Origin of the sequence: Pseudomonas sp. R32 (genome assembly GCF_009866705.1) — a bacterium.
In the GTDB taxonomy this organism is placed as follows: domain Bacteria; phylum Pseudomonadota; class Gammaproteobacteria; order Pseudomonadales; family Pseudomonadaceae; genus Aquipseudomonas; species Aquipseudomonas donghuensis.
Map to the genome: position 1 here is coordinate 1,183,454 of NZ_CP019396.1, position 19,352 is coordinate 1,202,805.

Below are 19,352 nucleotides of genomic sequence, written 5' to 3' on the forward strand. Positions count from 1 at the left end.
ACCATGCACAGCCCACGCGCGCGTCAGCGCGGTTTCACCCTGATGGAAATCATGGTGGTGATCTTCATCATCGGCCTGTTGATCGCCGTGGTCGCCCCCAGCGTGCTCGGCAGCCAGGACAAGGCCATGAAGCAGAAGGTCATGGCCGACCTGTCGACCCTGGAGCAGGCGCTGGACATGTACCGCCTCGACAACCTGCGTTTCCCGTCGGCCGAGCAAGGCCTGTCGGCGTTGGTCAGCAAACCGACGCTAGAGCCGCTGCCACGCGCCTGGCGCGCCGACGGTTACATCCGCCGCCTGCCGCAAGACCCGTGGGGCACGGCGTATCAGTACCGTGCCCCCGGCCAGCACGGGCGCATCGACATTTACTCGCTGGGCGCCGATGGTGTCGAGGGCGGCGAAGGCATCGATGCCGACCTGGGTAACTGGGAACTCTAGGCATGCGCGCCGAGCGTGGTTTTACCCTGCTGGAAATGCTTGTGGTGCTGCTGATTGCCGGGCTGATGAGCACCTTGAGCATTGCCTGGCTCGACAGCGGCAAGGCGCCGGTGCACCAGGCCCTTGAGCGCCTGGCCAGTGCCAGTCGCCAGCAGGCGGAGCTGGCGCTGCATGGCGGGGAGATTCGTGGCCTGCGCTGGAATGGCAGCCGTCCCGAATTTGTCCGCCTGATCGATGAGCGTTGGCAGACCGAGCCCGTTGCCTTGGGCGACTGGCCGCCAGTTTTGCAAGCCGACTGGCCAGCCAGCCGCGAGCCACGCCTGGTGTTCACCCCCTCCGGTGTTGCCCGCAGTGCTGCCTTGAACTGGCATTGGCCGGAGGGGGCCCAGCGTTGGCAGTGGAACGGCGCCGGCCAGTTGCACAGGGCACCGCGGTGAGGCGCGCACAGCGAGGTTTCACCCTGCTGGAGGTGACCGTGGCCTTAGGGATTGCCGCAGCCTTGGCCATCATGACCAGCCAGGTGCTGCGCCAGCGCCTGGCGGTGCAGCAGAGCGTGCAGCAACACCGCCTGGGCGTGTTCTGTGCCCGGGAGCTGCAGGCGCGTTTTGCCGTCGAGCAGTACTGGCCGATGGACAACAGCGTTGGCGGGCAATTGCAGCAGGGCGATGGCCTCTGTCATTGGCAGCTGCAACTGACGTCCACGGGCGTGCGCAACCTGCGCCGTGGCGAGTTGCGCCTGTTTGCCGACCGTGACGGGCGCGACCCCCTTGGCCAGTACCGCATCTTCCTGGTGCGCCCATGAAGCGCCGTCAGCAGGGCCTGACCTTGCTCGAACTGCTGGTGGCCCTGGCCCTGACTGCTGTGCTGGGGATCTTGCTGGCAGCGCTGGTCAATGCCTGGGTGGGTGTGCGCGAACGCCTGCAACAACCTGCCCAGGCCTCGCCGGTACTGAATTTTTGCCTGGCCCTGGAGCGGCGTTTCGACTCGACGGTGTTGCGTCAGCTCTACGAGCAGCGCCTGCCTCTGGCAATCAATTGGCTGGACTGGCAACCCGCCGCCTTGCAACTGCACTGGGTGGCCCGCAGTGCCTGGCCGCAAGCTGAAGGCGGTTCACGCGTGCAGCGCCAGCGCCTCAGTTACGACCCACGCGGCCAACGCCTGCTGCTGGAAACCTCCGCCGACCTGTATGCGGTGGGGAAACCGCAGTGGCATGAGCGCGATCAGCTCGATCAGGTTGCGGCGCCGAGCTTCTCCTTTTTTCACTCGGGCCGCTGGCTGGCCTTTCCTTCTGCCGAGCGATCCGCCCCGGATCGCGGCATACGGCTTGAGTTCAAGCGTGATGGAGCACCTTATGTCTGTACCTTCGCCCTGCCGGAGGCGCCCTGATGAAATGGCTTGAGCGCTGGCAATCTCCACGCGTGAGCAACTGGCTGCTGCTACGGCCTGGTCTTGGGCACGCGCCCTGGAGCTGGCTGCGCCTGGCAGACGGCAGGCGCGAAGCCGGCGAGGGACCGCCACCCAGCCCTGACGGCGCTTGCGTGGCGCTGGTCCTGCCGGGCAACCAGTGCAGCCATTGCCAGCTTGCGGCGCCACCGGGGCTCAAGCGTGACGAGTGGCCGCTGCTGCTTGAAGAGCGTTTGCTGCAGCCCGCCGAGTCCATCCGTTGTGGCTGTGTGTCGCGTCAGGGCAATCAGCTGGAGCTGGTCAGCGTCGATCAGGCGCTGCTCGGCCAGTGGTTGGCCCAGTGTACGGACTGGGGGCTAGTCGTGGAGCGTTGCTGGGCCGAGTTTCAGTTGATGGCGGATACGCCGGCAGGCACGTCCCTGTGCTGGCAGCGCAGCCCTGATCTGTTGTTGCTCAAGGGCGTAACCGAACAGTCCCGACAGCACTGGCTGGCTTGGCCGACCTTGCTCGGGCCGAACCTGCCGGCACCTTGGCCGGGCCTGCAACGCGAACAGTTCGAGGGTGCCTGGCCATCCCGACTGGTCGCGCTGGAGCGTTTGCCCAGCCTGTTTGACCTGCGCCCGGCACGTGAGCTGCGGCTGCGGCTTCCCATGGCCCCCGGGCAATGGCGACTGATTGGCGCGTGCGCGCTACTGGGCCTGCTCTGGAGTGGCTTGTGGCTGACCCAGCAATGGCGCCAGAGCGAGGTCTACAAGGCGCAGGTGGTCGCCGTGACCGGGCCGGTCACTTCACCGCGGCAGGCCGCCCAGGTCCTCAAGCGCCTGCGTCAGGCCGAGGAAGATCGCCAACTGCGCCTGCGCCAGATCGAGCAGCTGCAGGCGGCGTTGCAGCAATGGCTGCAAGCGCAGCCTGCCTGGCACATGACCGCCACCGGCTTCGACGGGCAACGCTGGACGCTGCGCCTTCGTGGCGATCAGCCGCCTGCGGCCGCGACCTGGGAGGCCATCGCCAAGCAGGTCGGTGTGCTGGTTGAAGTCGTCGGTGGCGAAGATCAATTGCAACTGGTCTTCGACCTGGGAGCGGCGTCATGAGTGAGTGGATACAGCGCCGCTGGTTACTGCCGGCCGCCTGGGCAACGGTCGCGTTGTTACTGCTGACCCTGGTGATGCGCGAAGGCATGGCCCGCTGGCAGGCCGCGCAGCAGTGGCAGGCGCTGGCGCGGTCGGCGGCCAGCGTGCCGGTCGACGCGCGCTTCAGTGTCGAGCAACTGCAACAATCAGCCCAGGCAAACAGCATCGTCCTCAACCAGGTACTGGCGGAAAATCACAGCTGGCAGATCAAGGGCCGCGCAGCCGATGAGCAAGGTTTGCAGCGCTGGTTACTGGCCGTGCAGGGCGAAGGCCTGCGCCCGCTGCGCTGGTCACTGGAGCAGGCTGAGTCCGCCATGACCTTCGAGCTGGAGTTGCAACAATGAAGCGCATCGGCTGGTTCAGCCTGGTGTTCTTGGTGAGCGTGTTGGCCGGGTTACCGGCGAACTGGTTGCTCGCGCCCATGGCCGCCCAGGGTGTCTCCGGCAGCCTCTGGCAAGGCCAGGCTCAGCGACTGGGGCAGGTGGGGCCGCTTGCCTGGCACTGGCAGCCCTGGCGTTTGCAGGCGCAGGTCAACCTCGGGTTTCAGGGGCAGGACTGGCAGCTCAAGGTGGCTGGCTGGCCGTGGAACTGGACCGCCGCTGTCGAGCCGTTGCAGCGCACGTTGGCAATGCCTTTGTCCTATCGCCTGACGGGCGAGTGGACAGGCCGGATCGAAGTGCAGGGTAGCGGTCGGCAGTGCCAGGTCAGCCAGGGTGAGATCGCTGGCCACAACCTGGCACTGGTTGCGCCATGGTCAGTGCCTTTGGGCGCCACCCGGGTGCGGGTTGATTGCTCGGTCGGCATGCACCTGTTGGCGCAATTGCAGTTGCAGGGGCAGCATCAGTTCGAACTGGACGCCGACCTGCGCCAGCGCCGCGGGCGTTTGCAAGGCGCTGTCGAACCCGGCGCAACCTTGGCACCGGTGCTGCTCAGCGCCCAGTGGCTCAAGCCCGATGATTCGAGGCTGAGCCGCAGGCTCAAATGGTGACGGAGCTCAGGGCCGGATTTCGATCATGGTGCCGTCCGGCACCATGTTCCACACCTCGCGCATGTCGCGGTTGGTCATGGCGATGCAGCCTTCGGTCCAGTCCAGGGTGTGGAACACCTCTTCCGGGTACTCCTCGCTCAGGGGCGTGCCGTGGATCATGATCATGCCGCCCGGCGGGACGCCTTCACGACGGGCGCGGGCGGCGTCGCTGATGTTCGGGTAGGACACATGCATGGCCAGGTTGTAGCGATCGCTCTGCTTGCGCCAATCGATCCAGTAGAAACCTTCGGGGGTGCGCTTGTCGCCTTCCTGCACCTTGGCGCCCTTGGGCTGCTTGCCCAGGGAGATGCGGTAGGTCTTCAGCGGCGCGCCGTCACTGATGAGCTGCAGGCGGCGTTCGGACTTGATCACCAGGATCTTGTCGATCATCGCAGGCTTCGGCTGTTGCGGTTGCAGTGGCGAAGGCGCGGTCTTGTCGACCGGCCGGGTAATGATGGTTTCGGTGAAACCCGCCTGGGACATCGAAGCCACACTGAGGCAGAAAAGGGCAAGCAACCAGCGCATGAAACGATATCCCTGAAAATGCTAGGTGTTGGGTGACAAGACGAGCATGGGCGAAAGGCATTCGTTGCCAATCGGGAAGCGTTGCTCGATGCGGTCACGATAATAGCATTCTAGGGTACGACTGACGGTGCGGAAAGCCAGCTCGTCCCAAGGGATTTCACTTTCGTCGAAAAGCCGCACTTCCAGGCTCTCGACGCCGACGGCGAAGTCCAGGTCGGCGAGTTCGGCGCGAAAGAACACGTGCACCTGGTTGATGTGCGGCAGGTCGAAAAGCTGATACAGGCTCATGGTCCCGACCCGGGCGCAGGCTTCTTCGATGGTTTCCCGGCGGGCGGCCTGGTCCATGGTTTCACCGTTCTCCATGAAGCCGGCCGGCAAGGTCCAGTAACCACGGCGCGGTTCGATGGCGCGGCGGCACAACAGCACCTGGCTGCCCCAGGTCGGCAGCACCCCGGCGACGATATTGGGGTTCTGGTAATGAATGGCCTTGCAGTGATCGCAGACAAAACGCAGGCGGGTATCGCCCTCGGGAATACGCTGAATCACCGGATTGCCGCACGCGCTGCAGAATTTCATGCTTTTATTCCTGTTAGGTGCGCCTATCTTGGCGCCACTGTCACCGCCGCCGCAAGCCGGATCGTCGTCGGGGCTTGGGCGGTTCGCGGCTTTGGTGCATCATGCAGGACAGGCTTTGGAATCGAGAGAGAGCAATGCTGGACGAGCTACTTCGCCGCGTGAGCAGTCATACGCCGAGTACCCTGGAGACGGACCGACGTTTTCCCGAGGCCGCTGTGTTATTGCCCATCACCCGCAGCGAAGAGCCGGAACTGGTGTTGACCCTGCGCGCCAAGGGGCTGTCGACCCACGGTGGCGAGGTGGCCTTCCCGGGCGGTCGCCGCGACCCGGAAGACCCCGACCTGATCTTCACCGCCCTGCGTGAAGCCGAAGAAGAGATCGGCCTGCCGCCAGGCCTGGTGGAAATCATCGGTCCGCTGAGCCCGCTGATCTCCCTGCACGGCCTGAAGGTCACGCCTTTCGTTGGCCTGATCCCGGATTTTGTCGAGTACCAGGCCAACGATGCCGAGATCGCCGCGGTGTTTACCGTACCGCTGGAGTTCTTCCGCCAGGACCCGCGCGACCATACCCACCGTATCGATTACCAGGGCCGTAGCTGGTACGTGCCCAGCTACCGCTATGGCGAGTACAAGATCTGGGGCCTGTCGGCGATCATGATCGTCGAGTTGGTCAACTTGCTTTACGATGCCAACATCAGCCTGCATCAGCCACCTGAACGTTTCACCCCCATTTGAGCGGGTGCACCCGCCAGCCACGCCGTACCGTGAGGAACCACGCATGAAATACCGTCTGGGCGACCTGCGGGTCGAAACCCATCCGCGCAGCTGGGTTGCGCCGACCGCCACGCTGATCGGCAAGGTCCGCCTGCAGGCGGGGGCCAACGTCTGGTTCGGCGCGGTGCTGCGCGGCGACAACGAGCTGATCGATATCGGCGAGAACAGCAACGTCCAGGATGGCACGGTGATGCACACCGACATGGGCTCGCCGCTGACCCTGGGCAAGGGCGTGACCGTCGGTCACAACGCCATGCTCCACGGCTGCACGGTCGATGATTACAGCCTGATCGGCATCAACGCGGTGATCCTCAACGGTGCACGCATCGGCAAGTACTGCATCATCGGCGCCAATGCGCTGATCCCCGAGGGCAAGGAGATTCCCGACGGCTCGCTGGTCATGGGCTCGCCGGGCAAGGTGGTGCGCGAACTGAGCGACGCGCAGAAGAAAATGCTCGAAGCCAGCGCCGCGCACTATGTGCACAATGCCGAGCGCTATGCCAGCGACCTGGCGCCCCAGGAGGATTGATGAGCAGCCCTGAACGTCCGGTTGCCTCGCCTTGCGTGCAGATCTGCGCGCTGGACGACGCTGATATCTGCACCGGCTGCCAGCGCAGCGCCGCTGAAATCACTCGCTGGGGGCGGATGGACAACAGCGAGCGCCGCCAGGTGCTCACGCTGTGCCATGAGCGGGCAGTCGCCGCCGGGCTGGTCTTCAGCGTCGGCGCGTGATCCGCCCCTTGGCCGCCGACAGTCGCTGCAGTACCCTGTAGCGCTTGCCCAGCGGTCGATCCCATGTTCTTTCTGATTGCCTATATCAGCAGCGTAGTGCTGATCAACTACGCCTTCTCCAGTGCCCCGCACCTGGACGTCATCTGGTCCGCCTGGGGCGGGCTGGTGTTCATCCTCCGTGACATGGTCCAGACCCGCTTCGGCCACGGCGCGCTGATTGCCATGCTGGCGGCCCTGGTGCTGTCCTATATCACCTCGGAGCCGGCCATCGCCCTGGCCAGTGCCACAGCCTTTGCCGTGTCCGAATGCATCGACTGGCTGGTGTTCACCCTGACCAAGCGGCCGTTGCATGATCGCCTGTGGTTGAGCTCGGCGCTGAGTATCCCGATCGACACCTTTATCTTCTTCGGCATTATCGGCGCCCTGACCCCGGCTGTGGTCGGCACCGCCCTGGCGTCGAAATTCGCCGGGGTTACCGTGGTCTGGCTGGCCATGGCCTGGCGCGCGCGCAAGCGGGTGGTCACCGGCTGAGGCCGACGGCCACGGTTCATGTAAAATGGCGCTCCTTTTCACCGGGTTGCACCGAGTACGGGGCGGCCCAGGATGTTCTTCCCTCTGAGGACCTGAAATGACCCGTATCGGAACCCCATTGTCGCCGACCGCGACCCGCGTACTGCTTTGTGGCTGCGGCGAGCTGGGCAAGGAAGTGGTGATCGAGCTGCAACGCCTGGGTGTTGAAGTGATTGCCGTGGACCGTTACGCCAATGCCCCGGCCATGCAGGTGGCTCATCGCAGCCACGTGATCAACATGCTCGACGGCGCCGCCCTGCGGGCCGTGATCGAAGCCGAGAAGCCGCACTACATCGTCCCGGAAATCGAAGCCATCGCCACCGCGACCCTGGTCGAACTGGAAAACGAAGGCTTCACCGTGGTGCCGACCGCACGTGCCGCGCAATTGACCATGAACCGCGAAGGCATCCGTCGCCTGGCCGCCGAAGAGCTGGACCTGCCGACCTCGCCGTATCATTTTGCCGATACCTTCGAGGAGTACTCCAAGGCCGTCGAAGACCTGGGTTTCCCGTGCGTGGTCAAGCCGGTAATGAGCTCGTCGGGCAAGGGCCAGAGCCTGCTGCGCAGCGCTGACGATGTGCGCAAGGCCTGGGACTACGCCCAGGAAGGCGGGCGTGCCGGCAAGGGCCGGGTGATCATCGAAGGCTTTATCGATTTCGACTACGAAATCACCCTGCTGACCGTTCGTCATGTCGGCGGCACCACCTTCTGCGCGCCGGTCGGTCATCGCCAGGAAAAGGGCGATTACCAGGAATCCTGGCAGCCGCAAGCCATGAGCCCGGTGGCCCTGGCCGAGTCCGAGCGGGTGGCCAAGGCGGTGACCGAGGCGCTGGGTGGCCGTGGCCTGTTCGGGGTCGAGCTGTTCGTCAAAGGCGATCAGGTGTGGTTCAGCGAAGTCTCGCCGCGCCCGCACGACACCGGTCTGGTGACCCTGATTTCCCAGGACCTGTCGCAGTTCGCCCTGCATGCGCGAGCAATCCTGGGCTTGCCGATCCCGCTGATCCGCCAGTTCGGCCCGTCGGCTTCGGCGGTGATTCTGGTGGAAGGCCAGTCGCAGCAGACCGCGTTCGCCAACCTGGGCGCCGCCCTGAGCGAGCCGGATACCGCCATTCGCCTGTTCGGCAAGCCTGAGGTCAACGGCCAGCGGCGCATGGGCGTGTGCCTGGCCCGTGACGAGTCGATCGAAGCCGCCCGGGCCAAGGCGACCCGTGCTTCGCAGGCGGTCACGGTAGAGTTCTAAACCCAAGGCCGGCTCCCACCATGGATCTGCATTGCGCGAACCCTGTGGGAGCTGGCCTTGCCAGCGATGGGCTGCGCAGCAGCCCCGCTTGTCAAAGCTCCGAGTGCCGCGTCTCTTTCAGGCACAGCACCGCAATCAGGCTCAATACAGCCGCCGCCGACACATACCCGCCGACCCAGCTCAGGCCGCCCATGGCCACCAGCTTCTGGGCAAAGAACGGCGCCGCCGAGGCCCCGACAATCCCGCCCAGGTTATAGGCTGCCGACGCCCCGGTGTAACGCACGTGGGTCGGAAACAGCTCAGGCAGCAGCGCCCCCATCGGCGCGAAAGTCACGCCCATCAAGAACAGCTCGATAGCCAGGAACAGCGCCACGCCGGTGGTCGATCCCGAGGTCAGCAGCGGCTCCATGGTAAAGCCCGAGGCAATCGCCAGCACGCCGCCGACAATCAGCACCGGCTTGCGCCCGTAGCGGTCGCTGAGCCAGGCCGACAGTGGCGTGGCCAGGGCCATGAACAGTACCGCGAAGCACAGCAGGCCGAGGAAGGTCTCGCGGCTGTAACCCAGGGTCGAGACGCCATAGCTGAGCGAGAACACCGTCGAGATGTAGAACAGCGCATAGCACACCACCATGGCCGCAGCGCCCAGCAGGGTCGGGGCCCAGTATTGGGCGAACAACTCGACCACCGGCATTTTCACCCGCTCGTGACGGGCCACGGCCTTGGCGAAGATCGGGGTTTCTTCCAGCTTCAGGCGCACATACAGGCCGACGATGACCAGGACGGCACTGAGCAGGAACGGGACGCGCCAGCCCCAGCTGCGAAACTGCTCGTCGCTCAGGACCATGGCCAGGGTCAGGAACAGGCCGTTGGCCGCCAGAAAACCGATGGACGGGCCCAGTTGCGGGAACATGCCGAACCAGGCGCGCTTGCCTTTGGGCGCGTTCTCGGTGGCCAGCAGGGCCGCGCCGCCCCATTCGCCGCCCAGGCCCAGGCCCTGGCCGAAGCGCAATACACAGAGCAGGATCGGCGCCCAGGCACCAATGCTGTCGTAGCCGGGCAGTACGCCGATCAGGGTGGTGCAGACACCCATCAGCAGCAGCGAGGCCACCAGGGTCGACTTACGCCCGATGCGGTCGCCGAAGTGGCCGAACAGCGCCGAGCCCAGGGGCCGGGCGAGGAAGGCGATACCGAAGGTCAGGAATGCCGAGAGCATCTGCGCGGTGCCGGAGGTCTGCGGAAAGAACACCGGACCGATTACCAGCGCGGCGGCGGTGGCGTACACGTAGAAGTCGTAGAACTCGATGGCAGTGCCGATGAAGCTGGCGGTGGCGACCCGCGCCGGCGAATTGCCGGGGCTGGCCTGGGCGGTTTCGGAGTAGGTGCTGCTGGTTGTCATACGATTATCCCTGACAGTCGAATGCTCCATGGGCATGGCCCCAGCCTGTTTGAACAGGCAGGCAAAGGCGCGCGCCGAAGCGAATTGTTATGGTCGCGTGGCTGAACATACGCCTTTTTGGGATAGGGGCGGGCGCGGGCAAGGTTCGGGGTGTGAACCAGTACCGCTATTGCGCGCAATGTGCAGCCAGGCTGACGGGCCGTGTGACGCCGGTGCGGGTAGCGGGCGAGACGGCTGGGGCTGGGTAAGCGAGCCTCAGTATAGCTAGCGCTTGAGCGTCCAGACCAGTATGCGACTGGCACAATTGTCCTCGGTTTCGAGGATTTCCAGGCGATAACGGCCGATTTTCAGGCATACCGCGCTTTCCGGGATGCTTTCCAGGGCTTCGGTGACCAGGCCGTTGAGGGTTTTTGGACCGTCGCTGGGCAAGTGCCAGCCCAGGGTGCGATTGAGCTCGCGGATCGACACGTTGCCTTCGATGACGAAGCGTCCGTCGGCCTGGGGGTGGATGTGCGGGTTGTCGAGGCTGTGCTCGTCTTCGAATTCGCCGACGATTTCTTCGAGGATGTCTTCCAGGGTAACGATACCGAGCACTTCACCGTACTCGTCGACCACCACCCCCAGGCGCCGCTGCTGCTTGTGGAAATTCAGCAATTGCAGCTGCAGCGGGGTGCTTTCCGGCACGAAGTAGGGTTCGTAGCAGGCCGCTTGCAGCGTTTCGCGGGTCAGCTCGGCATTGGGCAGCAGGTGGCTGATCTGCTTGGTGTTGAGGATCGCTTCAACCTGGTTGATGTCGCTGTGGTAGACCGGCAGGCGGGTGTGACGGCTGATGATCAACTGCTCGATGATCGCCTCGATCGGCTCATCGAGGTTGATGCCGTCAACATCGTTGCGCGGCACCAGGATGTCGTTGACGGTGATCTTGTCCAGCGCCAGCAGGCTTTCGGGCAGGTTCAGGCGCTGTTCGGTGTCAGGCGCATCGGTGTCATAGCGGTCGGCAGCGTCGTTGTCGTGCACCGCCACGGCATGGCTTTGTACGCGAAACGGGCGCAGCAGCAGGCGCGCGCAGCCATCGAGCAGCCAGGCCAGGGGTTGCAGCAGCTTGAGCGGCGCCTTGAGCAGGCTGTTGCCCAGGCCGATAAAGGCCTGGGGGTTGCGCCGGGCCAGTTGCCGCGGCAGGTATTCGGCGACGATCAGCAGCACGGCTGCGGCGCCCAGGCCGGCCAGCCAGAAGCCATGTTCGCCGCTGTAGCGCTGGCCCATCAGGCAGGCCAGGGCCAGCACCAGCAGCTTGCCCAGGGTCGAGCACAGCACCAGGGCCTGGGGGGGAACGGCAAGTTCCGGGTGTTCGCCGCTCTGGGCGTTGCGCCGTGCGCCGTTCAGCTGCTGGGCGGTGTCCACCGCAGTGAACAGCGCCGACCAGAGCAGTGCCAGTGCCAATACGCCGAGTAGCGGTCCTAACGGCAGAGCGTCCATTTACCTGTGCCCGTCAGATATGCAGGATGAATTCGCGTACCAGCTTGCTGCCGAAATAGGCCAGCATCAGCAGGCAGAAACCGGCCAGAGTCCAGCGAATCGCCTTGTGCCCGCGCCAGCCCAGGCGCGTACGGCCCCACAGCAGCACGCTGAAGACGATCCAGGCCAGGCAAGCCAGCAGGGTCTTGTGCACCAGGTGCTGGGCGAACAGGTTGTCAAGGAACAGCCAGCCGGAAATCAGCGACAGCGACAGCAGGCCCCAGCCAGCCCAGAGGAAGCCGAACAGCAGGCTTTCCATGGTCTGCAGCGGCGGGAAGTTCTTGATCAGCCCGGACGGGTGCTTGTGCTTGAGCTGGTGATCCTGCAACAGCAGCAGCAAGGACTGGACCACGGCGATGGTGAACATGCCGTAGGCCAGGATCGACAGCAGGATATGGGCGAGGATGCCCGGCTCTTCGTTGATCAGCGGTACCGTGCCGGACGGCGCAAACTGGGCGATCAGGGCCGTGGCGGTGCCTAGCGGGAACAGCAACAGCAGCAGGTTCTCCACCGGGATGCGCAGGCAGGCCAGCAGGGTCAGGGCGATCACCGCCGTGGCAATCAGGCTGGCGGCGCTGAAGAAGTCCAGGCTCAGGCCCAGGGGCGTGAGCAACTGCCAGAACAGCGCGGTGCCCTGGGCAATGACCGCCAGCGCGCCAAGCAGGCCGAGCAGGCGTTTGTCGGCCTTGGTGCCCTGGGCCAGGCGTGAGCCTTGATAGAAGGTCGCGGCGGCATACAGGCAGGCGGCGATGAGATTGGGTAGCAAGCTGGGTGACAAGGGGAGCATAAGTCCTGTTAGGCAAGCCCGAAAGGGACTGAGTTTGGCATAGATCGCGCCCGCCTAGGAAGACTGCCAGCCGACGGCATGGTGTGCGCTGGGCCAAGTCTTCGTTATAATCGCCGGCCTGCCCCTGCCCAAGGCCGGCCGAATACGCCAGAGGCAGCTGATAAACCTCGGTTCTACAGAGCCCGAAAGGATCACCATGTTTGAAAACCTGACCGACCGTCTGTCACAGACGCTGCGCCATGTCACCGGCAAGGCCAAGCTGACCGAAGACAACATCAAAGACACCCTGCGCGAAGTGCGCATGGCGTTGCTCGAGGCTGACGTCGCCCTGCCGGTGGTCAAGGATTTCGTCAACAAGGTCAAGGAGCGTGCGGTCGGCACCGAAGTGTCACGCAGCCTGACCCCGGGCCAGGCGTTCGTGAAGATCGTCCAGGCCGAGCTCGAAGGCCTGATGGGCGCCGCCAACGAAGACCTGGCGCTCAACGCCGCGCCGCCTGCGGTGGTGCTGATGGCTGGTCTGCAGGGCGCGGGCAAGACCACCACCGCCGGCAAGCTGGCGCGCTTCCTTAAAGAGCGCAAGAAGAAGACCGTGATGGTGGTGTCGGCCGACGTCTACCGTCCGGCGGCGATCAAGCAGCTGGAAACCCTGGCGGGCGACATCGGCGTGACCTTCTTCCCGTCCGATATCAGCCAGAAGCCAGTGGCCATCGCTGAAGCGGCGATCCGCGAGGCCAAGCTCAAGTTCATCGACGTGGTCATCGTCGACACCGCAGGTCGTCTGCACATCGACGCCGAAATGATGACCGAGATCAAGGACCTGCACGCCGCGGTCAAGCCGATCGAGACACTGTTCGTGGTCGACGCCATGACCGGCCAGGACGCCGCCAACACCGCCAAGGCGTTTGGCGATGCGCTGCCGCTGACCGGTGTGATCCTCACCAAGGTCGACGGTGATGCCCGTGGCGGTGCCGCGCTGTCGGTGCGTGCGATTACCGGTAAGCCGATCAAGTTCATCGGTATGGGCGAGAAGAGCGATGCGCTCGAACCGTTCCACCCGGACCGCATCGCCTCGCGCATCCTCGGCATGGGCGACGTGCTCAGCCTGATCGAGCAGGCCGAGCAGACCCTCGACAAGGAAAAGGCCGACAAGCTGGCCAAGAAGCTGAAGAAGGGCAAGGGCTTCGACCTCGAAGACTTCCGTGACCAGCTGCAACAAATGAAGAACATGGGTGGCCTGGGCGGCCTGATGGACAAGCTGCCGAGTATCGGCGGCGTCAACCTGGCCCAGATGGGCAGCGCCCAGGGCGCCGCCGAGAAGCAGTTCAAGCAGATGGAAGCGATCATCAACTCGATGACCCCGGCCGAGCGCCGCGACCCTGACCTGATCAGCGGTTCGCGCAAACGCCGTATCGCCCTCGGTTCCGGCACCCAGGTGCAGGACATCGGCCGTCTGATCAAGCAGCACAAGCAGATGCAGAAGATGATGAAGAAGTTTTCTGCCAAAGGCGGCATGGCCAAGATGATGCGCGGCCTGGGTGGCATGATGCCCGGCGGCGGCATGCCCAAGCTGTAACCCCATTCGGATCGGCGGCCTGGAAACGGGCCGACGATCGGAACCCCGCCTCGGCGGGAACGCCGCAGCCTTTATATAAAGGCTGCACAAACCGCAGATCGGCAGGCTGGCCTTTTTACCCGGCGTAAAAAGGCATTTGCAAAAGTCCGTGTATTCCTTGAGAATATGCGGCCTTTCGGGCACCCGTGTGCCCGCTGTGCATTATGATTTGCAGCACCGACTACAGGAACGATGTTCAATGCTAACCATCCGTCTTGCCCGTGGTGGCTCTAAAAAGCGCCCATTCTACACCCTGACCGTGACCGACTCGCGTAACCCGGTTACCGGTTCGCACATCGAGCAGGTTGGTTTCTTCAACCCTATCGCTCGTGGCCAGGAAGTTCGCCTGTCCGTTAAAGAAGACCGCGTTGCTCACTGGCTGAGCGTTGGCGCACAGCCGTCTGAGCGCGTTGCTCAGCTGCTGAAGGAAGCTGCCAAGGCTGCTGCCTGAACAGTATGAACGCGACGCCAGAAAATGCAGATGACCTGATCGTCGTCGGCAAGATTTTTTCGGTTCACGGCGTTCGCGGCGAGGTGAAGGTCTTTTCCTTTACCGATCCGATTGAAAACCTGTTGGATTACCGTCACTGGACGCTTCGGCACGAAGGGAAGGTAAAACAGGTCGAGCTGGTCAGTGGCCGTTCCACTCAAAAGGACCTGGTCGCCAAGCTCAAAGGCCTCGATGATCGTGATGAAGCCCGTCTTCTGAGCGGTTATGAGATTTGTATCTCGCGTAGCCTTTTGCCCAACCTGTCTGCTGACGAGTACTACTGGTACCAGTTGGTGGGTCTGAAAGTCATCAATCAGGACGAACAGCTGTTCGGCAAGATTGATCACCTGTTGGAGACCGGCGCGAACGATGTAATGGTGGTCAAGCCCTGCGCGGGCAGCCTGGATGATCGAGAACGCCTGTTGCCCTATACCGAGCAATGCGTGTTGAAGATCGACCTGGTTGCAGGCGAAATGAGGGTCGAATGGGATGCGGACTTCTAAGCAATGGCCAGCCTGCGCGTAGACGTCATCACGCTGTTCCCCGAGATGTTCTCGGCCATCAGTGAGTACGGCATTACCAGCCGCGCGGTGAAACAGGGGTTGTTGCAACTGACCTGCTGGAACCCGCGGGACTACACCGCAGATCGTCACCATACGGTGGATGATCGGCCGTTTGGCGGTGGTCCGGGCATGGTGATGAAGATCAAGCCTCTGGAAGACGCCCTGGTGAGTGCCAGGCAGGCAACCGGAGAGGCGGCGAAGGTGATTTACCTGAGCCCACAAGGCCGCAAGCTGACCCAGTCGGCGGTCAAAGACCTGGCGAAGCATGAATCGTTGATTCTGATAGCCGGTCGATATGAAGGCATCGACGAGCGCTTTATTGAAGCTCATGTCGATGAAGAGTGGTCGATTGGAGACTATGTCCTGTCTGGCGGCGAGCTGCCGGCGATGGTCCTGATCGATGCGGTTACACGACTGCTGCCTGGAGCTTTAGGGCATGCGGACTCGGCGGAGGAAGACTCCTTCACCGATGGTCTGCTGGATTGCCCGCATTACACCCGACCTGAGGTGTATGCGGATCAGCGTGTTCCCGACGTGTTGCTTAGTGGCAACCATGCACACATCCGGCGATGGCGTTTACAGCAGTCCCTTGGGCGGACCTATGAACGACGCGCCGATCTTCTGGAAAGTCGCTCACTTTCTGGAGAAGAGAAGAAGCTGCTCGAGGAGTACCTCCGAGAGCGGGACGATAGTTAACGTATCGATGGTAGATCCGACGATTTACCTTAGGAGCACAGCATGACCAACAAAATCATTCAGCAGATCGAAGCTGAGCAGATGTCCAAAGAGATCCCGACCTTTGCCCCGGGCGACACCATCGTCGTTCAGGTGAAAGTGAAGGAAGGCGATCGTTCGCGTCTGCAGGCTTTCGAAGGCGTTGTAATCGCCAAGCGTAACCGTGGTCTGAACAGTGCTTTCACTGTTCGCAAGATCTCCAACGGTGTTGGCGTTGAGCGTACTTTCCAGACCTACAGCCCGCAAATCGACAGCCTGGCCGTGAAACGTCGTGGTGACGTGCGTAAAGCCAAGCTGTACTACCTGCGCGACCTGTCCGGTAAAGCCGCTCGCATCAAGGAAAAACTGTCCTGAGGACAGCTTGACCGGTGGCTGCGGCCACCATGCGAAAAAAGCAGCCTTCGGGCTGCTTTTTTGTTGTCTGAATTTTGTCGTCCTATGTGAAGCCCATGAGCCCCAGAGAGCAGGAAATCGAACGCCGCACCGAACTGTCGGTGACCCGCGTGACCAAGGCGGTATTCCCGTCCACCACCAACCACCACAACACCCTGTTCGGCGGCACCGCGCTGGCCTGGATGGACGAAGTGTCGTTCATCGCCGCCACGCGTTTCTGCCGCTTGCCGCTGGTGACCGTGTCGACCGACCGCATCGACTTCAAACACCCGATTGCCGCAGGTTCCATCGTCGAACTGGTCGGGCGGGTAGCGACTGTGGGTAACACCAGCCTCAAGGTCGAGGTCGAGGTGTTTGTCGAAAGCATGAGCTGTGACAGCCGCGAGAAGGCCATTCACGGCCTGTTCAGCTTTGTCGCCATTGATGAAGACAAGCGCCCGGTGCCGGTGTTGCCCGGGTTCTGACGTCAGCAGGTCAGGCCTCATCGCCGGCAGGGCCGGCTCCCACCGTTAACCAGATGACAGACAGTTGTTCCCACAATGGATCGGCTTGCACCGGCCCCTGTGGGAGCTGGCCTTGCCAGCGATGAGGCCCTTGAGGTTAGCCTTGATCTGGTTGAATCAACGCCACCAACGTCCACCCAGGCCCAGGTTTCAGCGCAGTGTCCGGCCCGAACACATGCACCCAGCCACTACCATCGCGGGCAAACAGCAGGTTCGCCCGCTCGCCATGCAGCGCCTGATAATCGGTCCAGCCAAAGGCCTCGGTCAGGTTGGTGCTATACAGCTCGGCACCTTTGTTCAGTAAGCCGGCCAACTGCCCGTAGGTCAGCGGCTGGTTCCCCAGCGTCTGCCCGCGATGTTCATCACTGGCCCGGTGCTTGTCGCTGCGCTTGGCCTCCAGGCCGCTGGCCAGGACGAACAGCCGCTGTGCGCCAAAGTCATGGCGAAAGCGGGTGCAGGCCAGGGTATTGAGCTCGCCTGCAGGTGACAGCCCCAGCAGATGGCCCAGCCCGACCAGGTCCAGGTGGGCATCGGCATGTTGCGAGGCCGGGTGGCCAAAGTAAGTCGGCAAGCCCTCCATGCGTGCGGCGCGGATGTTCTCCCAGCTGGAGTCAGCCAGCAACACTCGGCAATCGAGTTGCTGCAGGGCCTTGGCCAGGGCGCGGGCCGGCGGGTTGGCGCCGACGATCAGAAAGCCGCTGGGCGCGGGTTCGGCGACCTTGAGCAGGCGCGCCAATGGTCGCGAGGTGGCGCTCTGCAGCACCACGGTGCCGATGATCACCGCGAAGGTCAGCGGCACCAGCAGCAGGGCGCCTTCATGCCCGGCTTGATCCAGGCGAATGGCAAAAATCGCCGATACCGCCGCCGCTACAATGCCGCGCGGGGCGATCCAGGCGAGCAGGGCGCGTTCACGCCAGTTCAGGTGCGAGCCCGCAGTCGAGAGCGCGACGTTCAAGGGGCGGGCAATGAACTGGATGATCAGTAACAAGGCCAGTACCGCCGGGCCCAAGCCAATCAAGGCATCGAGGTCCAGGCGTGCGGCCAGGAGGATGAACAGCCCGGAGATCAGCAGCACGCTGAGGTTCTCCTTGAAGTGCAGGATCTGCCGGACATCCACCCCTTTCATATTGGCCAGCCACATGCCCATGAGGGTGACCGCCAACAGCCCGGACTCATGCATCACCTGGTTGGCGGCAATGAAGATCCCCAGCACCGCCGCCAACGAAGCCAGATTGTGCAAATACTCGGGCAACCACTGGTGACGCATTACCTGGCCCAGCAGCCAGCCGCCGGCCACACCGAAAGCGCTACCGCAGACAATCACCCCGGCAAAGGTCACCAGGCTATGGCTCAGGCCATCACCGGCGGCGCTGGCAATGATGAAGCTGTAGACCACTACCGCCAGCAGTGCGCCGATCGGGTCGATGACGATGCCTTCCCAGCGCAGGATGTTGGCGATGGCCGCTTTCGGTCGCACCACCCGCAGCATCGGGACGATCACCGTCGGCCCGGTGACCAGGGTCAGGGTGCCGAACAGGGTCGCCAGCAGCCAGTCGAAATCCAGCAGCCAGTGGGTCGCGAGGGTGATCACCAGCCAGGTCGATAGCGCGCCGAGGGTGACCATGCGCTGCACTACGCTGCCGATGTCTTGCCACTGCGACAGGTGCAGGGTCAGGCTGCCTTCGAACAGGATCAGCGCCACTGCCAGTGATACCAGTGGCATCAACAGCGGGCCGAACAGTTCCTGTGGGGCGAGCCAGCCGAGCACGGGGCCGGCGAGAATGCCGCTGAGCAGCAGGAAAAGGATTGCCGGCAGCTTCAGGCGCCAGGCCAGCCATTGGCAGCACAGCGCCGCCAGACCTATCCCGCCAAATGCCAGCAATATCTGTTGTTCGTTCATTCGGGCTCCCTATGCCGGCAGTGTTATGGAAGACTAGCGGCAATTCTTCGTTTTCGTCGCCTGCCGCAGAGTTGTCATGCCCGCTATTGAACATCCGCTTATCGATCAGTTTCTTGACGCCCTATGGCTGGAAAAGGGCCTGGCCGACAACACCCGCGATGCCTACCGCAGCGACCTGGCGCTGTTCAACGGCTGGCTCAAGGAGCAGGGCGTCGAGTTGCCCAATGCCGGGCGCGAACTGATCCTCGATCACCTGGCCTGGCGCCTGGAACAGGGCTACAAGCCGCGTTCGACGGCACGCTTTCTCTCCGGTGTGCGAGGGTTTTATCGCTACTTGCTGCGGGAAAAGCTGATCGGCCTCGACCCGACCCTGCAGGTGGAAATGCCGCAACTGGGTCGGCCGTTGCCCAAATCCCTGTCGGAAGCCGACGTCGAGGCGTTGTTGCAGGCGCCGGACCTGAGCGAGCCGATCGGCCAGCGCGACCGCGCCATGCTCGAAGTGCTGTACGCCTGTGGCTTGCGCGTCACCGAACTGGTCAGCCTGACCCTGGACCAGGTCAACCTGCGTCAGGGCGTGCTGCGGGTGATGGGCAAGGGCAGCAAGGAGCGCCTGGTGCCCATGGGTGAAGAGGCGGTGGTGTGGATCGAGCGCTACCTGCGTGACGGGCGCAACGAGCTGCTCGGTGGGCGCCCCAGCGATGTGTTGTTTCCCAGCCAGCGTGGCGAGCAAATGACCCGCCAGACCTTCTGGCACCGCATCAAGCACCAGGCGCTGGTGGCCGGTATCGACAAGAGCCTGTCGCCGCACACCCTGCGCCACGCCTTCGCCACCCACCTGCTCAACCACGGCGCCGACCTGCGGGTGGTGCAGATGCTGCTGGGCCATAGCGACCTGTCGACCACCCAGATCTACACCCATGTGGCCCGTGCGCGGCTGCAGGAACTACACGCTTTGCATCACCCCCGGGGTTGACGCTCGGGCGATCATCCAGCAGATTCCGACACCTCAAACGCTCGATATGGAAATCAAGCATGACCAGGTT

The 19,352-nt window shown here is 63.5% G+C and carries 25 protein-coding genes; 19 read left to right on the forward strand and 6 right to left on the reverse strand.

What is annotated here, in order from left to right; genetic code table 11:
- Nucleotides 1-3 precede the first annotated feature (3 nt).
- Genes gspG through gspN form a run of 7 tightly spaced genes read left to right on the forward strand, consistent with a single transcriptional unit; the run spans nucleotide 4 to nucleotide 3,960 of the window.
- On the forward strand, nucleotides 4-438 hold the full coding sequence (gene gspG / locus PspR32_RS05360) for a type II secretion system major pseudopilin GspG (RefSeq protein WP_010220266.1): 435 nt from the start codon (nucleotides 4-6) through the stop codon (nucleotides 436-438).
- A 2-nt stretch (nucleotides 439-440) separates the two neighbouring features.
- The gene (locus PspR32_RS05365; protein WP_036994018.1) at nucleotides 441-875 is read left to right on the forward strand and encodes a prepilin-type N-terminal cleavage/methylation domain-containing protein; all 435 of its coding nucleotides are present in this window, start codon (nucleotides 441-443) and stop codon (nucleotides 873-875) included.
- Nucleotides 872-1,240 carry a type II secretion system protein GspI gene (locus tag PspR32_RS05370; RefSeq protein WP_010220264.1) on the forward strand — a complete coding sequence of 123 codons (369 nt, stop codon included), beginning with the start codon at nucleotides 872-874 and terminating at the stop codon, nucleotides 1,238-1,240. The genes PspR32_RS05365 and PspR32_RS05370 overlap by 4 nt, the downstream gene beginning before the upstream one ends.
- Nucleotides 1,237-1,824: a prepilin-type N-terminal cleavage/methylation domain-containing protein gene (locus tag PspR32_RS05375; RefSeq protein WP_100781993.1), complete on the forward strand. Its 588-nt coding sequence runs from the start codon at nucleotides 1,237-1,239 to the stop codon at nucleotides 1,822-1,824. The genes PspR32_RS05370 and PspR32_RS05375 overlap by 4 nt, the downstream gene beginning before the upstream one ends.
- Nucleotides 1,824-2,933 (forward strand): GspL/Epsl periplasmic domain-containing protein, encoded by a 1,110-nt coding sequence (locus PspR32_RS05380; protein ID WP_159388175.1) that lies wholly within the window; start codon nucleotides 1,824-1,826, stop codon nucleotides 2,931-2,933. Before PspR32_RS05375 ends, PspR32_RS05380 begins: the two co-directional genes overlap by 1 nt.
- A complete protein-coding gene (gspM, locus tag PspR32_RS05385; RefSeq protein ID WP_010220261.1) occupies nucleotides 2,930-3,316 on the forward strand; it encodes a type II secretion system protein GspM in 387 nt (128 codons plus the stop codon). Before PspR32_RS05380 ends, gspM begins: the two co-directional genes overlap by 4 nt.
- Nucleotides 3,313-3,960: a type II secretion system protein N gene (gene gspN / locus PspR32_RS05390; protein ID WP_159388176.1), complete on the forward strand. Its 648-nt coding sequence runs from the start codon at nucleotides 3,313-3,315 to the stop codon at nucleotides 3,958-3,960. The genes gspM and gspN overlap by 4 nt, the downstream gene beginning before the upstream one ends.
- 6 nt (nucleotides 3,961-3,966) lie before the next feature.
- Here the strand turns inward: gspN and PspR32_RS05395 are convergent, their stop codons facing one another.
- Together PspR32_RS05395 and PspR32_RS05400 are read right to left on the reverse strand one after the other, a co-directional pair.
- Nucleotides 3,967-4,524, reverse strand: a complete 558-nt coding sequence (locus PspR32_RS05395; protein ID WP_010220259.1) for a L,D-transpeptidase family protein — start codon at nucleotides 4,522-4,524, stop codon at nucleotides 3,967-3,969.
- A gap of 21 nt (nucleotides 4,525-4,545) precedes the next feature.
- Entirely contained in the window at nucleotides 4,546-5,100 is a 555-nt protein-coding gene (locus PspR32_RS05400; protein ID WP_100781995.1) for an NUDIX hydrolase, read from the reverse strand.
- A 134-nt stretch (nucleotides 5,101-5,234) separates the two neighbouring features.
- Between PspR32_RS05400 and PspR32_RS05405 the strand changes: the two genes are divergently transcribed.
- The 5 genes from PspR32_RS05405 (at nucleotide 5,235) to purT (ending at nucleotide 8,415) form a co-directional block, all read left to right on the forward strand.
- Entirely contained in the window at nucleotides 5,235-5,834 is a 600-nt protein-coding gene (locus tag PspR32_RS05405) for a CoA pyrophosphatase (protein ID WP_010220257.1), read from the forward strand.
- A gap of 43 nt (nucleotides 5,835-5,877) precedes the next feature.
- The gene (locus PspR32_RS05410) at nucleotides 5,878-6,402 is read left to right on the forward strand and encodes a gamma carbonic anhydrase family protein (RefSeq protein ID WP_010220256.1); all 525 of its coding nucleotides are present in this window, start codon (nucleotides 5,878-5,880) and stop codon (nucleotides 6,400-6,402) included.
- Nucleotides 6,402-6,605: a DUF1289 domain-containing protein gene (locus tag PspR32_RS05415; protein WP_010220255.1), complete on the forward strand. Its 204-nt coding sequence runs from the start codon at nucleotides 6,402-6,404 to the stop codon at nucleotides 6,603-6,605. Before PspR32_RS05410 ends, PspR32_RS05415 begins: the two co-directional genes overlap by 1 nt.
- Nucleotides 6,606-6,668: 63 nt before the next feature.
- A complete protein-coding gene (locus PspR32_RS05420) occupies nucleotides 6,669-7,136 on the forward strand; it encodes a VUT family protein (RefSeq protein ID WP_010220254.1) in 468 nt (155 codons plus the stop codon).
- Between the two features lie 97 nt (nucleotides 7,137-7,233).
- Entirely contained in the window at nucleotides 7,234-8,415 is a 1,182-nt protein-coding gene (purT, locus tag PspR32_RS05425; RefSeq protein ID WP_010220253.1) for a formate-dependent phosphoribosylglycinamide formyltransferase, read from the forward strand.
- 91 nt (nucleotides 8,416-8,506) lie between these two features.
- Here the strand turns inward: purT and PspR32_RS05430 are convergent, their stop codons facing one another.
- The 3 genes from PspR32_RS05430 to PspR32_RS05440 all read right to left on the reverse strand — a co-directional run bounded on the left by PspR32_RS05430 (nucleotide 8,507) and on the right by PspR32_RS05440 (nucleotide 12,113).
- Nucleotides 8,507-9,811 (reverse strand): MFS transporter, encoded by a 1,305-nt coding sequence (locus PspR32_RS05430; RefSeq protein WP_010220252.1) that lies wholly within the window; start codon nucleotides 9,809-9,811, stop codon nucleotides 8,507-8,509.
- 264 nt (nucleotides 9,812-10,075) lie between these two features.
- Nucleotides 10,076-11,287, reverse strand: a complete 1,212-nt coding sequence (locus PspR32_RS05435; RefSeq protein WP_036994025.1) for a transporter associated domain-containing protein — start codon at nucleotides 11,285-11,287, stop codon at nucleotides 10,076-10,078.
- A gap of 13 nt (nucleotides 11,288-11,300) precedes the next feature.
- A complete protein-coding gene (locus PspR32_RS05440; RefSeq protein WP_010220249.1) occupies nucleotides 11,301-12,113 on the reverse strand; it encodes a cytochrome C assembly family protein in 813 nt (270 codons plus the stop codon).
- 196 nt (nucleotides 12,114-12,309) lie between these two features.
- Between PspR32_RS05440 and ffh the strand changes: the two genes are divergently transcribed.
- From ffh to PspR32_RS05470, 6 genes are all read left to right on the forward strand, one after another.
- Nucleotides 12,310-13,686: a signal recognition particle protein gene (ffh, locus tag PspR32_RS05445; RefSeq protein WP_010220248.1), complete on the forward strand. Its 1,377-nt coding sequence runs from the start codon at nucleotides 12,310-12,312 to the stop codon at nucleotides 13,684-13,686.
- Nucleotides 13,687-13,924: 238 nt separating this feature from the next.
- Nucleotides 13,925-14,176, forward strand: a complete 252-nt coding sequence (gene rpsP, locus PspR32_RS05450) for a 30S ribosomal protein S16 (protein WP_010220247.1) — start codon at nucleotides 13,925-13,927, stop codon at nucleotides 14,174-14,176.
- 5 nt (nucleotides 14,177-14,181) lie between these two features.
- Nucleotides 14,182-14,718: a ribosome maturation factor RimM gene (gene rimM, locus PspR32_RS05455; RefSeq protein ID WP_010220246.1), complete on the forward strand. Its 537-nt coding sequence runs from the start codon at nucleotides 14,182-14,184 to the stop codon at nucleotides 14,716-14,718.
- 3 nt (nucleotides 14,719-14,721) lie between these two features.
- Nucleotides 14,722-15,474: a tRNA (guanosine(37)-N1)-methyltransferase TrmD gene (gene trmD / locus PspR32_RS05460; protein ID WP_159388177.1), complete on the forward strand. Its 753-nt coding sequence runs from the start codon at nucleotides 14,722-14,724 to the stop codon at nucleotides 15,472-15,474.
- 42 nt (nucleotides 15,475-15,516) lie between these two features.
- Nucleotides 15,517-15,867, forward strand: a complete 351-nt coding sequence (rplS, locus tag PspR32_RS05465) for a 50S ribosomal protein L19 (protein WP_010220244.1) — start codon at nucleotides 15,517-15,519, stop codon at nucleotides 15,865-15,867.
- Nucleotides 15,868-15,962: 95 nt separating this feature from the next.
- Complete coding sequence (locus PspR32_RS05470) at nucleotides 15,963-16,370, forward strand: acyl-CoA thioesterase (protein WP_010220243.1); 408 nt, start codon at nucleotides 15,963-15,965, stop codon at nucleotides 16,368-16,370.
- Nucleotides 16,371-16,506: 136 nt separating this feature from the next.
- On the opposite strand, the gene PspR32_RS05475 is transcribed toward PspR32_RS05470, so the two are convergent.
- Entirely contained in the window at nucleotides 16,507-18,309 is a 1,803-nt protein-coding gene (locus PspR32_RS05475; protein ID WP_159388178.1) for a cation:proton antiporter, read from the reverse strand.
- Between the two features lie 76 nt (nucleotides 18,310-18,385).
- On the opposite strand from PspR32_RS05475, the gene xerD reads away from it, so the two are divergent.
- Nucleotides 18,386-19,282, forward strand: coding sequence for a site-specific tyrosine recombinase XerD (gene xerD, locus PspR32_RS05480; protein ID WP_010220239.1), 897 nt, complete (start codon nucleotides 18,386-18,388; stop codon nucleotides 19,280-19,282).
- Nucleotides 19,283-19,352 lie beyond the last annotated feature (70 nt).